At 49.3% G+C, this 24,427-nt stretch carries 14 protein-coding genes and 1 pseudogene; 10 read left to right on the top strand and 5 right to left on the bottom strand.

The features are described from left to right. The first annotated feature begins 101 nt into the window (after window positions 1-101). From AC3DOM_RS04050 to AC3DOM_RS04010, 9 genes are all read left to right on the top strand, one after another. On the top strand, window positions 102-797 hold the full coding sequence (locus AC3DOM_RS04050; RefSeq protein WP_487917746.1) for a hypothetical protein: 696 nt from the start codon (window positions 102-104) through the stop codon (window positions 795-797). 25 nt (window positions 798-822) lie between these two features. Continuing rightward, complete coding sequence (locus tag AC3DOM_RS04045; protein WP_487917745.1) at window positions 823-2,400, top strand: ASKHA domain-containing protein; 1,578 nt, start codon at window positions 823-825, stop codon at window positions 2,398-2,400. A gap of 302 nt (window positions 2,401-2,702) precedes the next feature. Beyond that, a complete protein-coding gene (locus AC3DOM_RS04040; RefSeq protein ID WP_487917744.1) occupies window positions 2,703-2,843 on the top strand; it encodes a hypothetical protein in 141 nt (46 codons plus the stop codon). A gap of 12 nt (window positions 2,844-2,855) precedes the next feature. After that, complete coding sequence (locus AC3DOM_RS04035; RefSeq protein ID WP_487917743.1) at window positions 2,856-4,061, top strand: MFS transporter; 1,206 nt, start codon at window positions 2,856-2,858, stop codon at window positions 4,059-4,061. A gap of 255 nt (window positions 4,062-4,316) precedes the next feature. Then, window positions 4,317-5,891 carry an FHA domain-containing protein gene (locus AC3DOM_RS04030; protein ID WP_487917742.1) on the top strand — a complete coding sequence of 525 codons (1,575 nt, stop codon included), beginning with the start codon at window positions 4,317-4,319 and terminating at the stop codon, window positions 5,889-5,891. Between the two features lie 11 nt (window positions 5,892-5,902). Next, window positions 5,903-8,701, top strand: a complete 2,799-nt coding sequence (locus AC3DOM_RS04025) for an ATP-binding protein (RefSeq protein WP_487917741.1) — start codon at window positions 5,903-5,905, stop codon at window positions 8,699-8,701. Between the two features lie 50 nt (window positions 8,702-8,751). Continuing rightward, the gene (locus AC3DOM_RS04020) at window positions 8,752-9,471 is read left to right on the top strand and encodes a hypothetical protein (RefSeq protein WP_487917740.1); all 720 of its coding nucleotides are present in this window, start codon (window positions 8,752-8,754) and stop codon (window positions 9,469-9,471) included. Between the two features lie 468 nt (window positions 9,472-9,939). Next, on the top strand, window positions 9,940-11,535 hold the full coding sequence (locus AC3DOM_RS04015) for a hypothetical protein (protein WP_487917739.1): 1,596 nt from the start codon (window positions 9,940-9,942) through the stop codon (window positions 11,533-11,535). Between the two features lie 5 nt (window positions 11,536-11,540). After that, window positions 11,541-13,688, top strand: a complete 2,148-nt coding sequence (locus AC3DOM_RS04010; RefSeq protein WP_487917738.1) for a hypothetical protein — start codon at window positions 11,541-11,543, stop codon at window positions 13,686-13,688. A 164-nt stretch (window positions 13,689-13,852) separates the two neighbouring features. Here the strand turns inward: AC3DOM_RS04010 and AC3DOM_RS04005 are convergent, their stop codons facing one another. From AC3DOM_RS04005 to AC3DOM_RS03985, 5 genes and pseudogenes are all read right to left on the bottom strand, one after another. Next, on the bottom strand, window positions 13,853-15,301 hold the full coding sequence (locus AC3DOM_RS04005; RefSeq protein WP_487917737.1) for a protein kinase domain-containing protein: 1,449 nt from the start codon (window positions 15,299-15,301) through the stop codon (window positions 13,853-13,855). Window positions 15,302-15,503: 202 nt separating this feature from the next. Then, entirely contained in the window at window positions 15,504-16,127 is a 624-nt protein-coding gene (locus tag AC3DOM_RS04000) for a 2'-5' RNA ligase family protein (protein WP_487917736.1), read from the bottom strand. Window positions 16,128-16,243: 116 nt separating this feature from the next. Next, window positions 16,244-16,468, bottom strand: coding sequence for a hypothetical protein (locus AC3DOM_RS03995; protein ID WP_487917735.1), 225 nt, complete (start codon window positions 16,466-16,468; stop codon window positions 16,244-16,246). 2 nt (window positions 16,469-16,470) lie between these two features. Then, window positions 16,471-16,778 (bottom strand): annotated as a pseudogene (locus AC3DOM_RS03990) (DUF4258 domain-containing protein). Window positions 16,779-16,966: 188 nt separating this feature from the next. Next, window positions 16,967-22,861 carry an Ig-like domain-containing protein gene (locus AC3DOM_RS03985; RefSeq protein ID WP_487917734.1) on the bottom strand — a complete coding sequence of 1,965 codons (5,895 nt, stop codon included), beginning with the start codon at window positions 22,859-22,861 and terminating at the stop codon, window positions 16,967-16,969. 196 nt (window positions 22,862-23,057) lie between these two features. On the opposite strand from AC3DOM_RS03985, the gene AC3DOM_RS03980 reads away from it, so the two are divergent. After that, window positions 23,058-23,819 (top strand): spermidine synthase, encoded by a 762-nt coding sequence (locus AC3DOM_RS03980; RefSeq protein WP_487917733.1) that lies wholly within the window; start codon window positions 23,058-23,060, stop codon window positions 23,817-23,819. Window positions 23,820-24,427 lie beyond the last annotated feature (608 nt).

The raw sequence follows: 24,427 nt of genomic DNA, 5'->3' as shown, positions 1-24,427 counted from the left end.
GCTACTTAAAGAACACACTTTCTGAAAGCATAGGTGCAACGCACTTTTAAAGTGCGTTGCACCTACTAACAAAAGGTTCCGTTTTATACATAAAAATACTTATGCCTATTCTTGAAGGAATTTCCCCAATCATTGATGTTGATCAAGTATTAAAAGCCCAGGGGGCCGACCCGGAGATCATTCGCAAACGAAAACCGCAACTGGTCAAAATTGCTCAAAACGCCTTGGAACAGGGATACCCATATCTGGATTTCAAGGTTTTATTCCGGGAAATAGATGTACTCTCCCTAAAACACGAACGATTAAAGCTTGAAGATCAACATGAATTGAAGGGGAAATTAATTGCAGAACATTTGGGACCGGCAGCAAAAGTAATTCTCATCCTTTGCACAATTGGATCGAGATTGGAAGATTATTCGCTAAACACAATCAAATCTGACCCGGTAACGGGATTGGCATTGGAGGGGGTTGGTTCAGCAGCGGTAGAAGCGCTTGCAAATGCAGCCTGCAATTATTTTGAAGAAAAAGCCCATGAAGAGAATTTGGGATCAACAATCCCGCTTAGCCCGGGGATGATCGGTTGGTCCGTGGAAGAAGGACAACCGCAAATATTTAAATTACTGGATACCAATGAAATTGGTGTCAGTCTCACCACCAGTTACCTGATGCTACCCAGAAAAACGCTCTCCATGGTAATCGGAATAGGGGCTGATATAAAAGCGGGTGGAAAAACCTGTGATTACTGCACGATGAATGAAACCTGTGCATATCAACACCAATACACCTCATCCCATTAAAATTTCCAAAACATTGAAAACCAAGATGACAAAACGAAATATAACCCTGATATACGGCGAAGAAGAAAAAAAGCTTGAGGCCGAAAAAGGTCAGTTATTGGGCGATATCATTGCAACAACTGATCTGCCACTGGAACAACCCTGCGCAGGGAGAGGCACCTGCGGCTTATGTAAAGTGATCAATGAAGGAGGGCTTACAGAGCCTGACGAAGTTGAACTGGAGCATCTATTACCGGGGGAAATCACAGTTGGCACTAGGCTTGCCTGCCGTGCAAGAATCCAGGATGACACCTCTGTGATGCTCACCCCGGTGGCCGTTTATTCAAATAAGGCCTTTCGGGGTAGCTCCAGATTTAAAAGAGAAAAAGATATTCCCCTGGGGTTGGCAATTGATTTAGGCACTACAACGGTCGCTGCTTATATCACGATGATGGATAACGGAGAGGTTTGCGCTGGAGCCGCCACGTTAAACCAGCAGGCTGTCTTTGGAGCAGACATCATTTCCAGGCTGGATTCAGCCACAAAAGATCCAGTCATCGCAGAGAGATTACATAAGCTGGCCCTGGCCTCGATCAATCATGCCATTGATGCCCTCAAATTATCTAAAAATATTTTGAGACGGGTGGAAGTTTTAACCATTGTTGGAAATCCCGCCATGCACCATCTGCTGGCAAAACTGCCGGTAAATAAACTGGCTGTTTCGCCTTTTCAGCCAGTGAGCAATTTGGCGATAAAGGACGCCAACAAACTTTTAGGCGGATTTTTTTCGGGACACGCGCAAGTCAACTTGCCACCCCTGGTCGGCGGATTTGTTGGTTCAGACGCATTGGCCTGCCTGGCCTATTTTGGATTCGATAATCCTCCCGGCCCGATTGCTGCCATTGATCTTGGCACCAACGGAGAGGTCATGGTTACCGACGGGAAGCGAATTCTCACCGGATCAACAGCAGCTGGTCCAGCCTTCGAAGGAGTCAATATCTCCTGCGGATGCCGTGCAGTGGATGGCGCTATTGTCGATGTGAATATTCTTGATGAAGAAATCCAGTTCAAGACCATTGCGGATGCCCCTCCAGTTGGGCTGACCGGTTCAGGGCTGATCAGTGCAATCCATGAGTTTTGCAAAATTGGGCTTATCCATGAAAGTGGCAAGATCAATTTAGAATCACCTTATTTCGAAAAGTGGGGAACCCAGAAAAATAAAATCCGTGCCATCCATATCGATCAAGGGGCAAATATTTTCATCACCCAAAAAGATATTCGGGAGCTGCAAAAAGCAAAAGGTGCCATCTGGGCAACCACTGAGATTTTAATGAAGAAACTTGATCTATCGCCCGAAGATCTCCAGAAGATCTACCTGACAGGATCCTTTGGCGGGAAAATTGAGGTTGATTCTGCGATAGGGATCGGAATGATCCCCAGGGTGAACAAGGAAGTGATTGAGTCTGTTGCCAACGGGGCCGGTTTTGGTGCGGCACTCTTCCTCTCTGATAGCGGTTTTGCTCTCGGAGAAAAAATCGCAGCCGAGGCCGAACAAATTGACCTGGACCGGGCAGCAGATTTCACCAAACTCTTTATTGACGCGTTGAAATTAGGAGAAGTCTAACGCAATATTTGCCAGATGCATTCAATGTGGGGAATTTGGGAGTGGCTAAAATCGTGAGTAAAGCCTTATCCGTCATTGCGAGGAGAGTTTCACCCGACGAAGCAATCTCCACGACGAACAAGAGGATTGCCACGCTCGCTCCGCTCGTTCGCAATGATAAATACTCACCAAATTAGGCACTCCCGCGAATTTCGAAGCGGTACGATTCAGTCTCAAGAGTGTTATATAAGCCAGATACCCGAAAAACAGCTAATGGACAAATTGTTTAAACACCGCACAATTATACGTCTTTGCAAGACAGCTTGACCGTCGAAGCAATCTCTCTCTCGGTTCAGGAGACTGCCGCGCTGCGTAAACTCCGCTCACACGAGTACCCTGAAGGGCATTATGCCCAAAAGGGTAGTGACGTAGGTTTGTACGACCTTTATTTGATTTATCCATAAGGAGGAGGTTTTATGAGTGAGAAATATAAAGTATACGGTTATCGCTGGGTAGTATTGGTCGTCTTCATGTTCATCAACCTGACTATCCAGATGTTGTGGATCACCTATGCCCCGATCACAGGTCTGGCTGCAAAATTCTATAATGTCACAGATTTGCAGATCGGCATGTTATCGATGGTCTTTATGATCGCTTTCGTTCCCCTCTCCATTCCTGTTTCATGGGTGATCGATACCTACGGGTTCCGAATCGGTGTTGGGATTGGTGCGGTTTTGATGGGCATTTTCGGCCTGATGCGTGGTTTCGCAGGAGCGAATTACACTTTGGTGCTGTGGAGTACCGTCGGGATCGCCATCGCCCAGCCATTTCTGCTCAACGCCTGGACCACCGTCCCGGCCAAATGGTTTGCGGCCGAGAACCGCGCTACCGCTGTTGGGCTAATTACATTAGCAAATCTGGTCGGTGTCGCCTTGGGGATGGTGCTCACCCCGATCCTGATCGAGACGATGTCCATCGCAGATGTGCAGTTGGTCTACGGCGGAATCGCTGCTTTTTCGGTGGTTTTATTTCTGCTGCTCGTGCGTGAAAAACCTGCCGCCCCACCTTGCGCCCCGGGCGACGAGACTCGTGCCCTGATGCTGGATGGCCTGAAACATGCCCTCAAGATCAAACCTTTCTGGCTCTATCTTTTTATTTCCTTCATCGGGCTGGGCATCTTTAACGGGTTGACCACCTGGATCGAAGCGATCATTCGTCCACGCGGATTTACGCCCAATGATGCTGGCACGCTCGGTGCATTGATGATCGTTGGCGGCCTGATCGGCGCAGTTGTCCTGCCTGCCCTCTCCGATAAACAAGGCAAACGTCAATTCTATATAATTTTAGCTTTTGCAGGATCAATTCCAGGTCTGATCGGGTTGACCTTTGCCACATCCAGTGCGCTGCTATTTGCTTCAGCTGCCCTGATGGGGTTCTTCCTCGTCAGCGCCCTGCCAATCGGAATGCAGTACTCTGCCGAGATCACTTATCCCACCCCTGAGGGGACATCAAATGGGCTGATCCAGCTATTTGGACAGGCCGCAGTGGTTTTCGTCTATATCATGGAAGCAATGAAAACCAGCGATGGTTCATTTACCCCGTCACTATTGCTTGCCATTGGATTGCTCGTTCTGAGTGTTGGGATTGCTACACAGTTGAAAGACCCACAAAAGGGATCCTGAATATAAATCCCCCCGATTCTAAAAACTGACCCTCGCCGCAGCATACTGCGGCGAGGGTGACATCACCATTTCCCAGCCCCTCTTCTCCAAGCATCTCAAATCAAAAATATTTCAAATCGTTTTATATTTTAAGGGAAACTATCAAAAACCTTAACTACAATCCATAAAATCATATTGCCTTGCAGATGAATTCCGATATAATAAACTAAATTAAGCAGATATATCCAGTAAATTTACGCCAAGGCAGCATCAGCGATGGCAATCGAAAAACAGCAAACCCTTTTTGCACTGGACTGTGGCGCAACCAATTGGCGCTTATATCGTTCTGCGTACAAATGGACTGGAAATCGTGCTCAATTAATTAGCGAACCGCAGGCTTCGCCTATAACCAGTTTTATCGACAGAAAATTACCGGCTGTCATCTGCCTGGATCCTGAGGGGGCCAATCTTGAAAGTTTTGGGGAAATTGCCCAGGAACGCCTGGAAGATGAGCAAAGCCGGGAGCGAGTACGGGAATATTTCAAACCTTGTATCGGCTCCCATCTGGAAGAAAATCCACTGCCCCACCAAAAACGATATACCCACACCCAAAGCATTTTGTATACCAGATTGCTGTTATCGACAATTCTGGATCAAATCAGACAGGAGAAATGGAGGGCAGAAGCCTTTGACGATCGGCTGTGGTTTACATTCGCCTATCCAATTCACTGGCGCTACGATCATGGCGGGATAATCTTCGCTGAGTATCAACAACTTATCCAGGAGTGTTTTGGGGAGGATTTCAGGCAAATCCGGTTTGTAGCTGAACCAGAAGGAGCTATCCTAAGTCTGCAACACCGTGGATTACTGGAGAAGCAAGGGGGCGTAACCCTCATCGTTGATGTTGGAGGCAGCACCACCGACATCATTGCTGGCGAAGTAAATCCTGCCAATGGTCATCTCAACTTTCTGGGACGCTATGGAGAACCCTTTGGTGGGGGTTTGTATGATGCCGAATTGGCTAAATATATCGCAGACGAAATGAAAATCCCCGCATCGGCGCTCGCCGATGATCCCTCTGCCCTGGTTTCATTACGGATATCGGGCCAGCGCCTAAAAGAATCTCTAAGCCGCCAAATGCTGTCACCGGGTAGAAATAAGGCCATCCACCAACGCAATCTGACATTGGTTATGCGAGATGGCACTGTTTTTCGTCGGATCATTGCACTTGATGAAGCTCGGTTTCAAGAGGCCACATCACATTTGGATATCGATTTTCGAGACCTCATCAATCGTGCCCTGGAAGTAATTGCGATTTCCCAGAGTGAAATAAAACAGGTAGTTCTGGTCGGAGGTGGGGCACAACTATTCACGATCATGAGATTTCTGCGCGAACGCTTTGGCGTAGAGCGAGTTATATTGGCAGACAACCCGGATGAAGTTGTGGTCCAGGGGATCGGATTAGAGTACCAGGCTTCCTTTGATACTATTGAACCGACGATCATCTTTCCTGCCCAGACATCAGAAAATATTGCAAAAGAAGGGCCTGCTTCCCTTTCCCCTTCCTGGTTCCTGCAGCTCGGAGACGATCGGTTCCCCCTTCATCAGGGGATCACAAAAATGGGGCGTGGGGAAAGCAACGATATCCAAGTAGATGATATCAAGGCTTCTCGGCTGCATACAGAAATTTCAATGAGTAACGACAAATTGGAAATTTTTGATAAAGGCAGCACCAATGGAACATTTATCAATGGTCAACGCCTGAAAGCGCATGAACCGAATGTGTTAGAAGTTGGTAATATCATCTCAATCGGAAAATTAAAGTTTGAGGTGATCCGGCAAGAAGAATAAATAGGTGGCTTATGGCTGAAGAAACTCAAATCATTTCATCGGAAGATTCTGAACCAGTACCCGGGGAAAATATTAGCGCCGAGACATTGATGGCTGCTGGGGATGCCCTGTCAAAATCGATGCTATTCACCTTAAGGCGTGACTATCTATATTGCTCGGTTTTAGAGGAAGGATTTGTTCAATTACTTCCTGAGACCCCTCCGCAACAACAAGATATTGCCTTTCTCGAGCTGGAACAAGTCGGCAAATCCGTTGATGGATCACCCCAGGAATATATCAGAGCGATTCAGACCACGCTGGCAGCTTGTCATGATCCACGCTATCGGCTGATCTTTCTGATCAGCAGCGATGGTTTGCGCAACAAGATTTTTATCGGGATCAGTGCTCAAACGGGGGGAACTCAGCCCAAGATATTCGCAGAGCAATTGGGCCAATTCCTGAGTTCAAATTGGCCCGGAACGCGCGTTCGCAGCGTAACCGATTACAAACGTATCGTGGATCAGGTGCATGTGCCTTTGAGCACCTACCGATACGCCCGTGCCTTCACCGGGATTCCGTCTACAAAATTAAGCAATATTCCCAACGAATATCCGCAAAGCCTGGATCGCTTCATGCGTGGCCTGCGCGGAAAGCCTTATGTCTACATGGTTGTTGCAGAGCCGATGTCGGAAAAATCTGTTGGTGAGATTGTGAGCACTTGTCAGACATTATCAGGCCAGGTACACGCCTTTACCAAATCAACTATCCAACGTAGCCAAAGCTCAGGACTCTCGGAAACAAGCACCAAAACAGAGGGTGATACGACCACAGAAGGGTCTACCAAAGGAAGAACCGACAGCGAAACTGCCAGTAAAACCAAAGGCGTATTGGGTACTTCGCTCGAAAAATCAACAGGCGCGAGCAAGGGGCTAAAAGCTGCCGGGCTGGCAGGTGTATCCGGACTGTTGCTGGCAACTGGTGGACCTTTTCTGCTCTCGGGTATGCTGGGCATGTTCGGGCAGCTTCTACCTTCCACAGGGTCATCAGATACAACCGGGACAAGTACCTCTGAATCAGACTCCTTGAGCCGTTCATCCAGCCTTTCCACCGGCGAATCCACTACCAGCGGGGAATCGCTCTCATTTGGACAAGAGTATCTCAACAAACATGCTGAGGCCTGCATAAAATTGTTGGAAAAGACAACTGAGCGTTTCGAGGTTGCCCGAGCCCAGGGCTGCTGGAATGTTGGCGTTTATCTCGTCAGCAATCAGGCAGAAGCTGCAACTCAGGCGCAGGCTCAATTCAAGGCTTTGGTCAGCGGGGAAAAGAGTACAGCCGAACCGATCCGGGCCCACGACCTTGGAATACTTTGGGATGGGCAAATTCAGGTTTCACTGGACGCTTTTCAACAGCCGCCATTGCGTCTTTTTGCACCACAAAACGGGGAACAATTGCATCACCCGCTGGGGAAATTCTTTGAAAACCTGACTACACCAATGAATACCGACGAATTATCACTCCTGGCAAACCTGCCTTTACGTGAGATACCTGGTATTCCCACGCAACCAGCAGCCTACTTCAGCTTAAACCCTCCAGTACCGAATTCATCAACGCCAGGCCTGCAACTTGGACAGGTTCTTGAGGGTGGGGAGGAAATAGGCGATCTTAATTATGAGATTGATACCGATACCCTGACACGCCATGTTTTTATCACTGGCATCACGGGCAGCGGTAAATCGAATACCTGCCGACGCTTGATAGAAGAAATGATGACGCAGGGCAAAAATTTTCTGGTGATTGAGCCTGCCAAAGATGAGTACGTACAACTTGCCCTGGCATATAACAAGGCCAATACTTTTGATCGAAAAATAGCAGTCTACGTCCCCGGTCGTAAAAATATTGGTAAAACCCCTCTGGACCAATTACAACTCAATCCCTTTGATATTATTCGTATCCCAGAAGCTACTGCCCAGGTGATGCCCCATTTGGATCGCTTAAAATCCATCTTCAATGCCAGTTTTCCCATGTACGAAATCTTGCCCGTCATTTTGGAAGAAGCGCTGGTTGATCTGTATAGTAGTCAGGGCTGGCTGGAAGAGGAGCTCCCTCCAGATGAGGTTCAGTGCCCAACCTTGAGCCAAATGCACGACCGGCTTTCAGGTTTAATTCGCAGCAAGGGGTATGAGGAACGGATCACACTCAATATCACTGCGGCAATGAAAACACGAATAAGCAGCTTAATGCGAGGGTGGAAAGGGAATCTTTTCGATCTTCCAACATCTACACCCTGGGCAGATCTGTTCGACCGACCAGTTGTGATCAACTTGCAGCAAATGGGTGACGATGCTGATAAATGCTTCACGATGGCACTTTTGCTGAACTTCCTATATGAATATAGGCAGGCGCAACATGAGATCGAGGGGTCACCTGAATCAAGTACCTTGCGCCACCTGGCAATCATCGAGGAAGCACATCGCATATTGCGAAAGGCTTCGTCCAGCGTTGGAGAATCCAACCCCCAGGCAAAAATGGGAGACATGTTTTCAGATATCATGGCAGAAATTCGCGCCTACGGACAGGGGGTAGCGATCATTGATCAGGTGCCTGCCAAGCTGATTCCTGATGCCATCAAAAATACCAACCTGAAAATCATTCACCGTTTGGTCGCAGCTGACGACCGGGATGCCATGGCAAGCGCGATGGCTTTAACTGAAGACCAGGCCAAAGTGATTGCTCGCCTGAAAGTGGGGCAGGCAATCGTATCGGGGATTCAGGATGATATGGCTTCCTGGGTCAAAATATTTTTTTCACCAATCCCGCGACCAGACTAAATCCCATAAAACAGATAGCCCCGGAAGCAAGTTCAACAATGGAGGAAGATATGTCAGGCACACTTTCTGCAGAATCAATCAAAAAGACAATTACTTACTTCTATCTGTTATCCTTTTGCCCGCCAACAGATTTAGGAGCGTTCAAGGAACATGTGAAACCCTGGAAAAGGCAAATCGCCAAAGCTGCAGGGATGAGCGAAGCAAAGTTTTTCAAGGCAGCCATCCCCGAAGTATGCAGCCGGATCGTCGCCTTCCATGAAGATTCTCGTGAGCCAAGTCAATATTGGGTCGAAGCGCTTATAATAAAGGCCGGCAAGGCGGATGAAAACCCCCAAGGGGCCTATGACTTTCAGGAGGAATTATCCAAGGTGGCACGGCTACCTCAAAGAGCCTTACCTGAAAACCGTTTGCACCGAAAAAAAGGTTGTGCCTTTTGCCAACTCCCCTGCAATTATGGCTTTTTTACACTGGTTTCCGATCCGGATTTCGACACACTGCAGGATATGCTTGAAGCGGAGGTCAATCGGTCTGGAGATACAAAGTCAGCTATTCGTCCGGTCTGGAATTTCACTTTCTCACATCTTATTCAGTCTATAGATTTCGAAGAAGAATACACGATCCACCAGAGACACCTCGGTAATCTATCCTATTGCCTGCTCATGCTGGCCATGGCTAAATCACGACTGGCTTTACCAGCAAAACAACTGCAGGTTTATCAGGTAATAAATCAAAGACTTATGCAACCTAACAATTCTGCAAATAGGAATTGAGGCCTATTTCATTATCGGGCAGAATATATATAATAAAATCGTAACTAATCAGCCTCCCTCCAGATGTCTCTGCGAGGAGCATGCTTTTGCGACGCGGCAGTCCCCCACACTTTGCGGGAGATTGCTTCGTCGGGAAAAGCTCTCCTCGCAAAGACATACCTGAGTAGTTACATAAAATCAACAATAAAATAATAACCCTGACACATCACAAATAGCTTCTTACTCAATTCAGGACTGAACCACAAACCTTTACAGGCGTGTTTTCAGTCAGGAAAATGAGCAAGGAGCTTTTCGTTTTTCAGGCAAAAAAAGGAGTTTCAATCATAAGACAATAGAAGATACTCAAACTAAAGAGTTCAAACTCGAGGTCTTATTAATAGCATTTCAACTCTCCTCAACAGAACTCAAAGCCACAATTTGATCGCTTGTTTTCAAAATACAAATAACTATGATTAAGGAGAGATTGACATGACGGATGAAAATATTTTTTCAAACGAAGAGATTTTAGAATCTGGTGAAACCCGGAAAACGGAAAATCAGGAACTGGATGATGCCACCAATGAACCCCGTTCTTTTGTTGAAAAGAATGGAAATTATGAGCAAGCTGAGGCGATCCAGAATACACTCACAACTCTGATAGACAATGAAACAGTTAAAACCAGCCAATTGGAATACGAGCCCGGCCCCGTTCAGCAACCCCCGGATTGGGATCACGGTCCCCAAAAAGACGAGGTTAACCTGGAAGATGAGAACACCGTACAGGGTCGCCAGCCCAAGATTCGCGGTGATCTGAGCGATCTAGAGCCTGCTGGCTCAGATGACGATAAAGTTGAAGCGACTCCCATCAATCTGCCTGGTCCACAGGCCGCAGCCGAGATTTTGAGTAGTTCCTCCGTTTCCATATCCCAACCCGAAGACAACAGTCTGCTTGGGCGACAATCCTCAGCCCGAGACGATTTGGATCAGGTTACAGAAAACGAAGGAAGTGGAAAAGGTGACGAAGCTACCCCGATCAATCTGCCCGGTCCAGAAATGGCAGATACTGGTCTACCTACCACCGCCAAAGATAGCCTCAGTGATGGAAAATCCGAAGGTACCGCCAAAGACCCACTCACGGGCAAGGGCGGAGAGAATCAGAGCGGTTCAACTGGCGGAGAATCTTCAGACAGCCCTGTGATGGAGCAGTCAACAGAAGGAAATACACCAGCCGATGCAATCTCCGATTCAAAGAAAATCGGGCGTGGACTTGGTACCGAAGTTCCCCCCAGCGAAATTGACGGGAATGAGCCTGTCTATGAAGTGGACCCAAATGCTTCTGACCTCGGAAAAGATATCAACGAAGGTACCAATCAGGCAGAAGGAAAGACTGGCGATTTAGACCCCCAACGTATCGGTGACGGTCAACTCCCTGAAGAACTGCAAGTTCCCTTTGGCAAGGGCAAAGATGGCCTGCTCTTCCCCGGTGGAGGCAAAAACATCCCCGGCGGCGGACGAGACGATATACCCGGTGGGAGCAGCACCTCGGGCGGCGGGCCGCCGGTTGGCAACTATGGTCCAGGCTCTAAGGGTAAGGGTAAAGGTAAAGGAGATGCCGGTCAAGAACAACGGCAAAGAGATGTGAATATGGCCATACATATTGATAACGCACCTATGTCAGATACATCTGTTCCTTATATGGATAGTAATGGAACTGTATGGGTCTACGACAAGGAGACGGGATTCTGGTCTCCTAAAGCTAATACTATTGATGGCGACCAGCCAATGCCTTACACTGGTTCCGGTAAATGGGGTGGTGGTGAACATGATCCCGATGAGCCCGTGGGCGGCCCGGATGGTGATTCCGGCAAGGTCTTTCCAGTCTATTATGGCAACAAAGGTGCTGGGGGCGATAGAGGTGGCAGAACCCCCGGCGATAAAGACGGCGATGACGACTCAGGCAAATTCCTGGGCGACCCAGATCTCGGTGGAGGTTACTGGACGAATAAAGACCCCGGCGATCTGGACTACTACACCCCCGATATGCTTTCAGATGCGAATGCGAGCAAGAAAACAGGGAGAGGATAGCAAAGATGAAAGAAACTAATGAGACTTCTGAGAAAGAAGTTGAATCCAATCAGATCCGCGGCTCCGAACAGACGAATCTCGATGAGGTCACCCATGAGCCACGGGCTCACGTGGAAGAATCCGGCGACTATCACCAGGCAGAAGCCATACAGAAATCACTCGAAAAACTAACTGAAAGTGCGGCTGAAAAGGAAACACCTATTTCTCAGCCTGAGGGTGAAGGTCTTACCGAAGAAGTAAGTGTACGGGGTGATCTGGATCGTGCTACTACCGGTGGCGAGGGTAACAAAGATGAAGCTACCCCGATCAACCTGCCCGGTCCGCAGGCAACATCAACAATTGATTTAGGCGAAACCCAACCGCCCGTTTTGGACACTGAAAATGAAAGTGGTATTGGCGGACAGCCCGCTGTGCGCGGTGACCTGGATCAAGCCACTACCGGTAGCGAAGGTGGTAAAAAAGATGAGGCCACGCCAATCAATTTACCTGGCCCACAGACAGCAAATGCAACCATCTCAAGCGATGATACAAATTTTGAAAAATCTGAGGGTGGACGAACTGGCAATCAAACTATATCAGAGGAAGAACCGGAACCTTCAGTGTCCAGCACAGCCACTGGCCAGTGGCGAGGTTCAGAAATTCCACCAGGTGAATTACCGGCACTGGAAGAGATACCTACTGACGATGAGATGGAGGCAGATTCTGAGGGTGAGTTGCCTCCTCCAGACGAGGGAACGCAGGAGGGTGATGAGCATGATGACGCACCAGATTGGTATCTGCACAAAGATAAAGATGGCAATATCACCGTGGTGGATAAAAATGGCAATCCCGTAGACAGCCCTCCAAAAATCGTTAATTTCAATGGAAAGAACTATGCCATTTATCCGGGAGATGAGTTGCCCATCAAAGCGGACGGAAGTGTTACAGACCCTGAGAAACTTGCCGAATTCGAGATTTCTTCTTACAAAGCGTCCGGCAAAGGGATGCAGATCTACTCGGATAATGATGGAAATCCTGTTGTCGTGGATGAGAATGGCCACCCGGTGGGCAGTCCCCCGTCTGTCATCCAGGACCCGACCACGGGCAAGTATTATTTCATCACAGAGACCGATCCTGGAAAACTTAGTTCCTTCACCAAGTCGGGGAATTTTGCTGAGGCTCTTTCAAAAGGGCTGATCTCTGAAGCGCCTGATTACAAAGCGTCCGGCAAAGGGATGAAGATCTACTCGGACACTGAAGGGAATCCGGTTGTCGTAGATAAAGACGGCCACCCGGTGGATAGCCCCCCCGCTGTCATCCAGGACCCGGCCACGGGCAAATATTATTTCGTCACAGAGACCGATCCGGGAAAACTCAGTTCCTTTACCAAGTCAGGGAATTTTGCTGAGGCTCTCTCAAAGGGACTGATCTCTGAAGCGCCTGATTACAAAGCTTCCTCGAAAGGGATGAAGATCTACTCGGACACTGAAGGGAATCCGGTTGTCGTAGATAAAGACGGCCACCCGGTGGATAGCCCCCCCGCTGTCATCCAGGACCCGGCCACGGGCAAATATTATTTCGTCACAGAGACCGATCCGGGAAAACTCAGTTCCTTTACCAAGTCAGGGAATTTTGCTGAGGCTCTCTCAAAGGGACTGATCTCTGAAGCGCCTGACTACAAAGCTTCCTCGAAAGGGATGAAGATCTATTCAGACAATGAGGGAAATCCTGTTGTTGTGGATGAGAATGGTCACCCGGTGGACAGCCCCCCCGCTGTCATCCAGGATCCGGCCACGGGCAAATATTATTTCGTCACAGAAACCGATCCGGGAAAGCTCAGTTCCTTTACCAAGTCGGGGAATTTTACTGAGGCTCTTTCAAAAGGGCTGATCTCTGAAGCCTCTGATTACAAAGCGTCCAGCAAAGGGATGAAGATCTACCCGGATAATGATGGAAATCCTGTTGTTGTGGATAAAGATGGCCATCCCGTAGATAGCCCCCCGTCCGTCATCCAGGACCCGACCACGGGAAAATATTATTTCATCACAGAAACCGATCCGGGAAAACTTAGTTCCTTTACCAAGTCGGGGAATTTTGCTGAGGCTCTTTCAAAAGGGCTGATCTCTGAAGCATCCTACTACAAACCACCCGGATGGGGAGGAAAGCCTTCATAAGTTATTGACCCCCATAGCCTGCACCGGATTTAGCGGTGGCAGTGATGATTAGAAAAAGGCTGAGTTTTCTTACTCAGCCTTTTGATTTCCCATTGATTAGATCTCCTGCATAAGTCAAGAAACCAGCATGCTCTCGTCATCGAGAACGCTAATCCAGATTTCTATTATTCGTGTTCCCAGATGGCACACATTTCAAAGCTGGCTTCTGCTTCACCAGGATCACCCAATGCTTCAAGAATACCAGCCCGATCACACCATAACCAGGCATGGGGCGGATGTTCATCGTTGGGCACAAGATCAATAGCTTTCTCAATTGCAGCCAGAGCACCATCCATATCTCCCTGTCCAATTCGCTCTTGAGTAAGGCCCCAGCATCCGTCAACACTGGAACAGGAATTTCCTCCTGAAAAACTGGAGAAGGCCAGCACCATTATCGCGATAATCACTAAACCGATCACTGCCAATCCAAGTGGATTCTTTTTCAGGCGCTCCTGCCAGGAGAGCGATGGCCGGCTCTTTGATGATTCGACAGACTCCGATTTGGCGGGTTCGGGAGGCCCCGCCTCGGGGCTGATCGTTGTTTTGGGTACGGAGGCAGGCTCCTCCTCCGGCTGCGATACGGGTTCTCCCGTCATATCTGCAATTGTCTCTACTCCCATCAACTCTGTGGGTAGTTCAGAAAACTTTTCTGCAATAGGATTTTCATCCACCATAGTGGGTAAGGCTGAAACATCAGGGGTTTCCAGTTTGTCATCTCCATCAAACCGGGCAACCAACTCAGGTGACAGGGCATCATCGAAGGCGCCAAATAATTCTGCCGCAGTCTGATAACGATCTTTTGGCTCCTTCTCCACGGCTTTATATATGACTCTTTCCAAGGAGGCTGTTAATCCTGGCCGAAGTTCTGAGGGCCGGGGTAAAGGTTCATTAATATGCTTGTGGATGATCGCCAGGGGGGTGTCAGAGGCAAAGGGCACTTTACCTGTCAGCATCTCAAAAAGGATGATGCCCAGCGAATAGATATCGCTGCTATTGTCCAGATCCAACCCTTTGCCCTGTTCCGGGGACATATACGTGGGTGTCCCGATCAGCGAACCTGTTGCGGTAAATTTTATCTCGCTCATCATTCGCGCAATCCCGAAATCTGTAACGAAAATATCATTAACTGTATTCATCAGGATATTCGATGGCTTGATATCACGGTGAATAATGCCTTGTCTATGAGCATAGTCCAATGCATCTGCTATTTGCTGCAAAGTTCTTTTTACCTGCCCAATCGGCAAATATTTACCATCTTTTGATAATTCGGCCATTTTGGATTGTAAAGTTCCCCCATCAATGAATTCCATCACCATATAATAGATATCATCTTCATGTTCGAAATCATGGATCTGGACTATATGCGGATGCCGTAAGGCGGCCACTGCTCTGGCTTCCCGTTCAAAGCGTGCCAGAAACTCCTGGCCGTCAGAGAGATAGGTATGCAGGATTTTTATGGTAACAAATCGATCTAATTTTTCATGATGGGCTTTATAGACCTCAGCCATACCTCCCTTGCCGAGACGTTCGATCAACTTATACTTCCCCAGTGTGATGCCAACCATATTCGCCATAGATGTCACTCCCTAATGTGATTTTAATTGATCAACCTGTGAGTATTTTACATCATAAATCGGGGTGGAATATTTCGAAAAAAGTGGGGGCGATTTTTCCGCATCGCTCGCTGACTTGGCAGGTCTGATGATGAACTCTTATTGACCCGTTATCTCCTCATGGCGTAATTTTGGAAGCTACATTTAGCAGGGACACTGTAAATCAGGGCTTGAGCCAATGTTCATATTCGTAACTTAATTCCCCCGCGATCTCCTTCGCACGGTATCTTGCCAAGCTGACCCGTTCCACACGCCACCAAAGCGGCTCGCTCGAAAAGGCAGCCATCCGCTCGAGGACCTTCTCACTTGGGAATACTTCTGCGTACAGGCCGAGGGTCAAATGCGGTCTATAGGGCGCAGTGCGGAACTCGGGAGCGCCGCGTGAAAGAACTTCCCGCAAACGTGGGATGCCTCCCTCAGGGTCGCGTATTTCCAGAAAGGGCGCAGAGGCAAAGCTGTTCATGCCACCGATCTCGATCTCAAATGATTGACTATTTGCCTTATCCAAAGCCTGTACCTGAGCATCCAATTGGGTCTGTGTGAAATCATCGTTGTACTGATCTTCCTCCACCAAAAAGCCACATACAAAGAGGGTAATATGCGGCTGACGATGATAAGGTTTCAGCAGGTAACCCTTGAGATGCTCCCTGGCGGCGTTGAACAAGTTATGAATGGCCCTGCTCTGATCGCAACGCAGCACCCAGACGGCGTAACTTTCCCGTCCACAGCGCCATTCGGGATAATCGCGGATTTCAGCGGGGATGGTAGTTGGAACCTGAGAGAGCATTGATCTATTTTATTTTTAACTCTTCGACGCGGGAAAATTTATGATATTTGATTTTTTATGGGATAGATGGGTGTGATAGGGTGTTCAGGAATTCAGTATGTAATGATTTATTATTCCTAAGAAAAATCAAAAATTGGTGTTTGCACAGTGCGAACAGGAGTTTTCTTTCCGAGAATGATATTATGTAAGCTTTCAACTGTTGCAGGGGAGAAAAACTCTTCGCCTGTTTCTGTATTTACTCGTGCAGGAACATTTTCAACAATATAAAATTTTCCATCTTTGAATAAAGAGTAGGTCACATTACGTTTGACCGTTTTCTCTGTACTGTTTTTTTGAGACATATTTATCTCCTAATCATAAAGTCAATCCATTTTTCAAGATCAGGTTCATAAGCCGTTATAATTTTGATAAAAGGCAATGTTGAGTAGGTACACTGAATATGAAGTGGGAGGATTCGACGCGTGGTCCCAAAATCAGGCAACTTGGACCGTACTTATCATTTGGATAATCTTCAATGATGGAGCCCGTTTTAAGAGTTTCTCGTATTTCTTGAACAGAAATTCCGCGTAATAGAGTTTGGTCAACAGCGTGTTTGGAGAATTCGAACTCGTCTCTGAGAAACTTGATCCGTAGCTCCTCGATATTCGGCATAAATTGATTATACAGTATTGTTTATTTGCTTGAATGGATTGGAATTGCTGATATTAGTATTTATGCAGGACTCCGAGAATTTCTCTCGGAGTCCTTTTTTTAACAACTCGACTTTGTGATCTTGTTGGGGCGACCCGTTTTTGTAAAAAGAATAGTCTTTTTATAGGACAACGGGGCGCCCTTACGAATCACTCTCTGATCCTAAACACCTCCCCAGCGCTTGTTCCCTGCACTTCGGGGAAGTAGCTCTGCCAGGCATGGGCCGGGAGAACGCGATATTCACCGGCCTGCAGGGGGATCAGGGTGTAACTGAGGACGTAGGTCCCGGCGGGGAGATAATCTGCCGCCCACTCAATGCGCTCATCCCCAATCTGGGGATCGCTGAAGAGCCACCAGCCCCAACCATTTGCAAAGGGATTTTCAGGATCGTAGAGTTCTGTGCTTTCAGAGGGCTCACCCAGTTGGGCAGTTTTGAGACGCTGGTTGAGAATCTCCGTCCCGGCAGGGAAGGCATCTTCAACCATGACGTAATAACTGTCTTCCGGAAGGTTAAGCGTAAGCTGGACCTTGAGCTTTGCACCCGGGATCAACTGGGCTGTAGAGAGCGGAGGGCACTCCTCTTCACAGTCAAAATCAGTATAGACGCGGGAGATTTCCATGCCCTGATTAAGCGCGGGAGCGGTTTCAGCAGCGCGGTCAGCAAACAGGGCCGCCCGATAATAGAGTCGGCCAACGCCTTCGGCGCGGGTGATATTGAGGGCATTTGGCAGGGCAAGCTGGAGTCCATCCAAAAGCGTGGATGTCGTGACAGGGACAAGGGCATTTGCCTGCCCCGCGCTGATATTTGCCCCATTCAGATCTGCAGAGAAATCAAAGCTGGCATTCAGCTCTCCGGCGCCTTTCATCACCTCGGTCAGGGCCAGGAGGGACCAGGAATTCTCATAGGTCGAATTCCAATAGCCGTGAATATTGCGATGGGCGCTGAGATAGCGAACGGCATCCTGCAAGAGCGGATTGGCCGGATCCTGTTGAGCGAGGGCATAGATAACGGTCGCAGTTGTGTAATTGGGCGTGCCGGGGTTTCGCCAGGAAGTAGAATCGCTCTCCCAGTGGGCGCCGCTCGCCGAACGCAGGGCAGATGCTTCCAGATTGGCCAGCAAGCTCCGGGCACGTGTGTCGCCGGGCGTTCTGGATTCAAGGGTCAGCGCGAGCAAAGCCTGCGCCCAGGGGCTGAGTTCATCCCGCCAGAGATCAAGCTGATCCACGGCAACCGCATCCGCGCCGCCGGTCATCTGCATCACATATTGGTAAAAAGCCAGGCGATCCTTCTCCCAGGTTTCAGTACTGGCACTCCCAATAATGGGAAGCGAAGCGACATGTATATATTCGCGGGCGTTGACAAAAACAGTCTCATCAATATAGGTGCCTGCCTCACGAGCCTGCCAGAGACCAAAAAGAATATAGGCAGAAAGATAGGGATCACCTTTGCGACCACTGCCGCCAATAGACGGGGAGGCCTGCACACCAATCCCATCATTGAAATTTGTAGAGGTGGCATACCAGCCCCAGCCATGATCTTCATTTTGGCGGGAGAGAAGATGCCGAACACCCTCATCCAGCGAGGCCTCAAGACGTTGCTTCAATTCGGGATCATCCAATCCTGCCGTCTGCAAGGCCTGATAGGTTTCAATATTTGGCAGGAGATAGGAGAGGATTTCTTCGTTATTCGCGTAAGATGGCGGGACGGGGATCGCTTCCAAACTATCCAGAATGGCGGCAGACAGCGAGGGCGATAACTCGACCTCCAGCTTGCCACCGGTGGGGATAAAGCTGCGCGGCAAGGAGATCGCCTCTGTTTTTGAGCCAGCCTCCTCGAGCGTTCCCGCAGTCACAAAGGATTGCGGCGAGGTATAGCGCAGGATCGGCAATGATCCCCAAATCGGTCGGGTAATATCCTGATAAGACCCAAATTCTGAATTGAAGAGCAGCTCGGCAACTGCGGAATCCTGTGCGGTCCCCCACCAGGAAACTTTCGTACGTCCACCGGCTGGAACGGAGATCTCCTGTTCGATCATCTCGGGATCATCCAGCAGGAAGCCGATCGCCTGCAGGGTAACAGTCCCCGTCAGGGCTGCGGCGGTATTATTATGTACGATGGCTGCCATTTCAACATGATCGCCAACGACCATGAATCGGGGCGTAACCGGCCTGATGAGCACATCTTTTGTGCTGACCACCTGCATCTCTGCGCTGCCGACGAGGGTATCCTTCGTCACACCGCGCAAATCGACATGCCAGGTTGTCAGGTTATCGGGCAATACCACGCTTACTTGTGCCTGCCCATTGGCATCGGTTAGAACTTCGGCATTCCAATAGGCAGTATCGGGGAAATTATCGCGGACGACAGAAATATCTTCGCCACCGCCACCACCGCCCAGACCGCCTTGTTCCAGGAAAATACCATAAACACTATCACCCGACATCGAGAGATTCGTTCGAATACCGAGGCTTGATTTCTCGTAAAAGGCCGTCTCAATCGGGAGAGAGTTGGGGTCTGCCAGGGCCAGAGCCGCCAGATCAACCACCGCCAGGGAAAACTCTCCCTGCACGGGGCTGCCCTGCGCATCGGTCACAAGAATCCCAAAACTGACATCGCCGCCCGGTTCCGAGCGTGATGGTTGGGAGGTCAGGCTGACATTCAAAAGCTGCGCATCGGGCGCAATCTCGAGTTCAACATAGCCTACCCTGAAATTATTTCCACTTAGCAGAACTGCTGAGAAATAAACTGTTGGGGCATCCTCATCGCTGAGGGGGAGTCTATATGTCGTGCCACCCGGTTCAATTCCGATAATTTCAGATGTATGGATCGTCCCGCGCTCGACGGAAACCAGCGCATAGGTGGGCGCCTCGAGTGGATTCGGGATAAAGATCTGGGCGGTATCGCCGGGTTTATAGGAATCACGATCTGCCGTCAGGCGGATATGCTGGTGAGGCAGATTCGGCCATACAGCCTGCTCGGCCCCCGCCACCCAAAGCAGAATCTGCGTGGAGGCATTTTCCCCGCCCACATCGAGGATATAGGTCCCCGGTTCGGGAGGTGTAAAGGAGAGCCGTGCGATCCCATCGCTGCCCGTCACCAGGTCCACGTTACTGACGGGTGTATAGACGGGGATATAGATTGGGGGGTCGTAGGCGTTATCGGATTCCTCCCGCTCCCAGGCAATCTGTTGAAAATCGGCATGCAAGTTACGGTCCGCGGAGGGATCGCCATTCCAGTCAACGGTCAGAACATCAAAGCCCATTTCTGTCTCTTCGCGTCCCACCCAGAGATCTGATCGCAATCCAACATAAAATTCTTCAGGGTGAACCAGGGCGCTTGCACGCGCGCTGATCTGCTGGCCGCTTTCATCCTGGGCGGTGATCTCGAGGGTCAGTTCACGCGTCCCCTCGGGAATATCCAGATCATCGAGATCCAGGCTCAGAATTCCATCGGCATTGGTGAGACCTTCACCATCAGCGATACGGTCACCAAAATACCCAAATCCATCGTCATAATAGCCACGCAGCCAGCCAAAATTCAACTCACCAACGCGGTAGCCGGGCAAGCGGAAATAGCTGCCGTTTTCGTAGAGCGCCCACTGGACGGGGAGGTCACCTGCCGGGGCGTCAAAATAATAGCGGGCAGAAAGTTCTGCGTTGAGGCTGTCTCCGCTCTTGATCGCTTCGGGGGTCATCTCCAACTCGAGATTGATCTCCGGTTTGCGATAATCGGCAACCTGGAAGGATGTAGAAAATCCGAGATCCTGATTATGGAAAGAATAGTACCCGGTCCGACCATCTTCAGGGATCGTAAAGGAACCATTGGCCGTGCCGTAGGCAGAAAGGGTTGGGTTGAGGGTATGAATATTCTCCCCCCAACCGTCAGAAATGGTCAGCGGCAGGGAGGTCATCTCGGGCGCGTTATAACGGCCATCAAAGGCCTCGCGGAGAATAGCCTTAAAATAGACCGTTTGACCGGGCCTGTAAATCGGACGATCTGTATAGAGATAAACTTCGGTATGCGGTGGGCGGCGATCCACCGAAAGACCAAATTGCCACGGGGAAATATCATTGCCCCAAATAGAAGAACTAAAGCCGAAAACATCATCACCAGGCTGGCCGAGCAGGGCATAGTAATCCTGATAAGAGTCGCTCTGGGCCGGGATCACACCACGCCAAAGCCCGTCAATATCTGTTTGCCCGCTGGCAAGCAGTGTGCCCGTTTCATCATAGATCGAGACCGGCTCTCCTGCCAGGGGTGCATTTGTCCCCAGATCAGATGCCCAAACAAGGGCGTCTGTTGTGCCGAATTTAAAGACCAGATTAACATTGCTGGCAACCAGATAGGAGGGGGTAATATTATCATTGACTCCCCCTACTTCCTGAATACGCAACGAATAAAAGCCAGGGCTGATCTGCCCGCCATTTGCAAGAGAGAGGGCGATCGTTTTGCTTTTATTCTTTTCAATATCCAAATTCTGCCGCAAGGTGGTCGGATTCTCGGGCTGGTAATTTCTGCGGTTTTCGAAACTATTGGGCCCAAATAGAGGGAAGAAATCAACCAAAGGAACCTCGCCCAGGGTCAGATCGATGCTGGAGATATTGGTGGACTGGATATAAAAAGTTGGTTGATCTGCAGAAGAAAAATAGAGTTCTGCGCCGATATAAGGCATGGCAATTTTTGGTTTTGGCGCAGGGGTGGAAAAATTATAGATATAGCTTTGACCCAATGCCTGTCCCCAAACATCTTTCAACCCAGGAGAAACCGTGAGGGTATAGTTTTCTTCATGCGCAAAAGAGCCTGAAAAAGAAAGCTGGTTTTGGTAGACATAGGCTTCAAAACCAGATATTTCCGGGCTAAGTGATAGATAATCTTCGATGTTCTTCTCTTCAACATTGGTCGTAAAATATAACCGTCCCCCACCGCGTTCTGCGGTTACGCCCCCCTTTTCGGGTTTGGTTGATTCCACGTCAAAATCAGGAGAGGAAATAAGCGTCATATCCCAATCTTTTCCCAGCGAGGTTCCGCCCTGCGCCTGTGCTGCACCGTTCAACACAAAACGGTAACTGGAATTTCGGGCCAGGATTCTATCAACAATAAAAGTTACAGAACGGGCATCTTCCGACCATTCATATTCCCCTTCAACTGCGCCAGCAGGACCGAGCAGTGATAAATTTGACTCTACGCTGGCGGCGTCCATCGGTTGGTTGAAAATCAGGCCCAACTCCAGATCAAGCGGTAGCGGAATTTCTGTTGAGGGGGTAATTTCGAGCAGGCGCGGCTTCCCGGTCGTGAAGGACCAACTGATCGTCGTCCCCTCACCCTGCGCCAGCCTCGTCCCCGCAACGCTGACAAGATCGGCATTCAGGAGAGCATGATAAGTGACACCGCCCGCCAGGGCAGGTTCGGGATAAAAAATATACGTGCTCGTATTCAGCCATTCGCCGCGCCCCTCGGCGGCAGGTGCCAGTGAAAAGGCAGCCGGCAATGAGTCCCCATCTGCGCCAAGGGGAACCACAGGTTGATTAAAACTAACCACGACTGCCGAATCGACACTCAGGTCCACGCTCCCATCCTGGGGCAAAACTTGGACGGGACGCAGGGAATCTGCCACGTTAAAGGCATAGCTGAGGGATTCCTCCAAGGCGAGCCCGTTCGAGGCTTTCGCCCCCGTACCCAGCCCAAACTTCAGGCTTGCTCCCGCTTCCACAGGTTGGTCCGGTCTGAAGGCGACCGTGGCATCATCCGCCCAGACAAAGTCACCTCCCACAGCAGGATCAGCGTTCCAGGCACCTTCCACCGAAACCCGATCCATGGGTTGATTGAAATAAAAGACGATCTCTTCCTGGGTACCGATCTGACTTCCGCTCAACGGAACTGTCTCCACTATGGTGGGCGGCAAGGTCTGCGGAATTGGGGTCGGCGTCGCGGGGGACGCGATTTCTGTCGGGCCCACATCGGGCATCGAACAGGCTGAGAAAAGCAGCGAAAGGATCAGCAAAAGAAAGAATGATTTTTGGATGGGTCGGGGAGATGCGTGCATAAGAACCTCACATATAGAGAGTAATAGGCCGTCCTCATTATACTCTGAGCGTAGTTTTTTTTTCTTAAGGGATGCTATACTTATTTGCCTCATAAAAGGTAGTAGACAGCTGGATTTTCAATCTAACAAACGAATTAGTTCTCACATTTGTTCCCAAGGATTTTTTCAACACAGTTTGGATAAATAGGTAAACGATATGAAACCAAGAATAAAATTAGCCACAACCCAGACCCCGGATGGTGGGGAATTGGGGCTTTATAACCATGATGGGGATTTTCTGATCATGGTCAACGGTCAGGAATTAATGAGCAGCCGCCGTTATGAATCAGAAAAGGAACTGGCCCGGCTGGGCTGCGCACATCTGAAAAAACGAGAAGACCCCCACATCCTGATCGGCGGTTTGGGGATGGGGTATACCCTGCGCCAGTCCCTGGACCTGCTCGGTCCCGATGCCAAGGTGGTTGTCAGTGAATTATTGCCCGCTGTCGTTGATTGGAATCGAGAGTATTTGGGAGAATTGAATGGTCAGCCCCTGGAGGATAAGCGCACCGAGATCATCACCGGCGATATCTTCCCTCTGCTGGCGAACTCTGCCAAGAGCTTCGACGCGATCCTGCTGGACGTTGACAATGGCCCCAGCGCGATGACCGACGAGGGGAATAATCAGCTCTACACCGGGGCCGGGATCGAAATCTGTAAGCAGGCCTTGCGTAAACCCGGCGTCCTCGCGATATGGTCGGCTGCCCCGAGCAAGGAATTCGAGCAACTCCTGATGAGGGGCAACTTCCATGTGCGACGTTATAGAATCCCTCTTTATAAGGGAACTCATACAAAGCATGCCTATATTTTTATTGCAACAGAGGACCAAAACATCCTGCCGCCCGGCGGTGGTGAGCTTCGCATCCCGAAGAGGAAGAAACCAAAGGGAAAAGGCAAATATGATTGGCGCAAACGCTAGTTATCTATCCAAAAATTCGTTATGAAAGGATGTTAGATTTGCATTGCACTTCGCGAGTGCGTACCCAAAGGGCATGCTATTGCAAGTCGGGTTTTCAATGGGCATATTTTCTTGCTCGAAGCCGATGTGCAACGCATCATCCAGATGCAATGCACATCTCACCTATTTTTAGGATAGGCTCTAAATAAAACAAATAATCCCATCCCCCTGTAATCCCCCATTCCCAAAGAGGGGACCGTTCTCTTAATGGGACTTACGCATTTTTATAATCCTTACACCAATGCTCTGCGTTGGGAACCAAAATTAGCCGCGGCGCAGAGCGTTGCTATTAAGGTTATTTCTAACTACTCTGCCCGCACGGGCGTTAACGCCCGTGCTAATATGCTGAACCCGACTAAAGTCTACTGTGGGAAGTCCGCTTTCGCGAAGCAGCCTTCAGGGTAGTGGACTTTAGCCTTGAGCGTGGATGTTTACATCCATGCGGGCATGGTTTTCTTGTTTATTTATGTTATAAGCACAAAATCCGGTGAAGCCAGCTTTTTTGTATGAGACTGTTAATGAATGCCTGTTTCTAAAGAGCGTTGACCTGATGGTTGATTTTCATAAAA

The organism is Candidatus Desulfolinea nitratireducens (genome assembly GCF_982879505.1).
The sequence above is the reverse complement of the archived record's forward strand: the minus strand, read 5'-3'. Positions and strand labels throughout refer to the sequence as shown.

Coding starts and splice junctions, on each gene's coding strand:
- AC3DOM_RS04050 (WP_487917746.1), top strand. CDS start 102: ATGCCTATTCTTGAAGGAATTTCCCCAATCATTGATGTTGATCAAGTA.
- AC3DOM_RS04045 (WP_487917745.1), top strand. CDS start 823: ATGACAAAACGAAATATAACCCTGATATACGGCGAAGAAGAAAAAAAG.
- AC3DOM_RS04035 (WP_487917743.1), top strand. CDS start 2,856: ATGAGTGAGAAATATAAAGTATACGGTTATCGCTGGGTAGTATTGGTC.
- AC3DOM_RS04030 (WP_487917742.1), top strand. CDS start 4,317: ATGGCAATCGAAAAACAGCAAACCCTTTTTGCACTGGACTGTGGCGCA.
- AC3DOM_RS04025 (WP_487917741.1), top strand. CDS start 5,903: ATGGCTGAAGAAACTCAAATCATTTCATCGGAAGATTCTGAACCAGTA.
- AC3DOM_RS04020 (WP_487917740.1), top strand. CDS start 8,752: ATGTCAGGCACACTTTCTGCAGAATCAATCAAAAAGACAATTACTTAC.
- AC3DOM_RS04015 (WP_487917739.1), top strand. CDS start 9,940: ATGACGGATGAAAATATTTTTTCAAACGAAGAGATTTTAGAATCTGGT.
- AC3DOM_RS04010 (WP_487917738.1), top strand. CDS start 11,541: ATGAAAGAAACTAATGAGACTTCTGAGAAAGAAGTTGAATCCAATCAG.
- AC3DOM_RS04005 (WP_487917737.1), bottom strand. CDS start 15,301: ATGGCGAATATGGTTGGCATCACACTGGGGAAGTATAAGTTGATCGAA.
- AC3DOM_RS04000 (WP_487917736.1), bottom strand. CDS start 16,127: ATGCTCTCTCAGGTTCCAACTACCATCCCCGCTGAAATCCGCGATTAT.
- AC3DOM_RS03995 (WP_487917735.1), bottom strand. CDS start 16,468: ATGTCTCAAAAAAACAGTACAGAGAAAACGGTCAAACGTAATGTGACC.
- AC3DOM_RS03985 (WP_487917734.1), bottom strand. CDS start 22,861: ATGCACGCATCTCCCCGACCCATCCAAAAATCATTCTTTCTTTTGCTG.
- AC3DOM_RS03980 (WP_487917733.1), top strand. CDS start 23,058: ATGAAACCAAGAATAAAATTAGCCACAACCCAGACCCCGGATGGTGGG.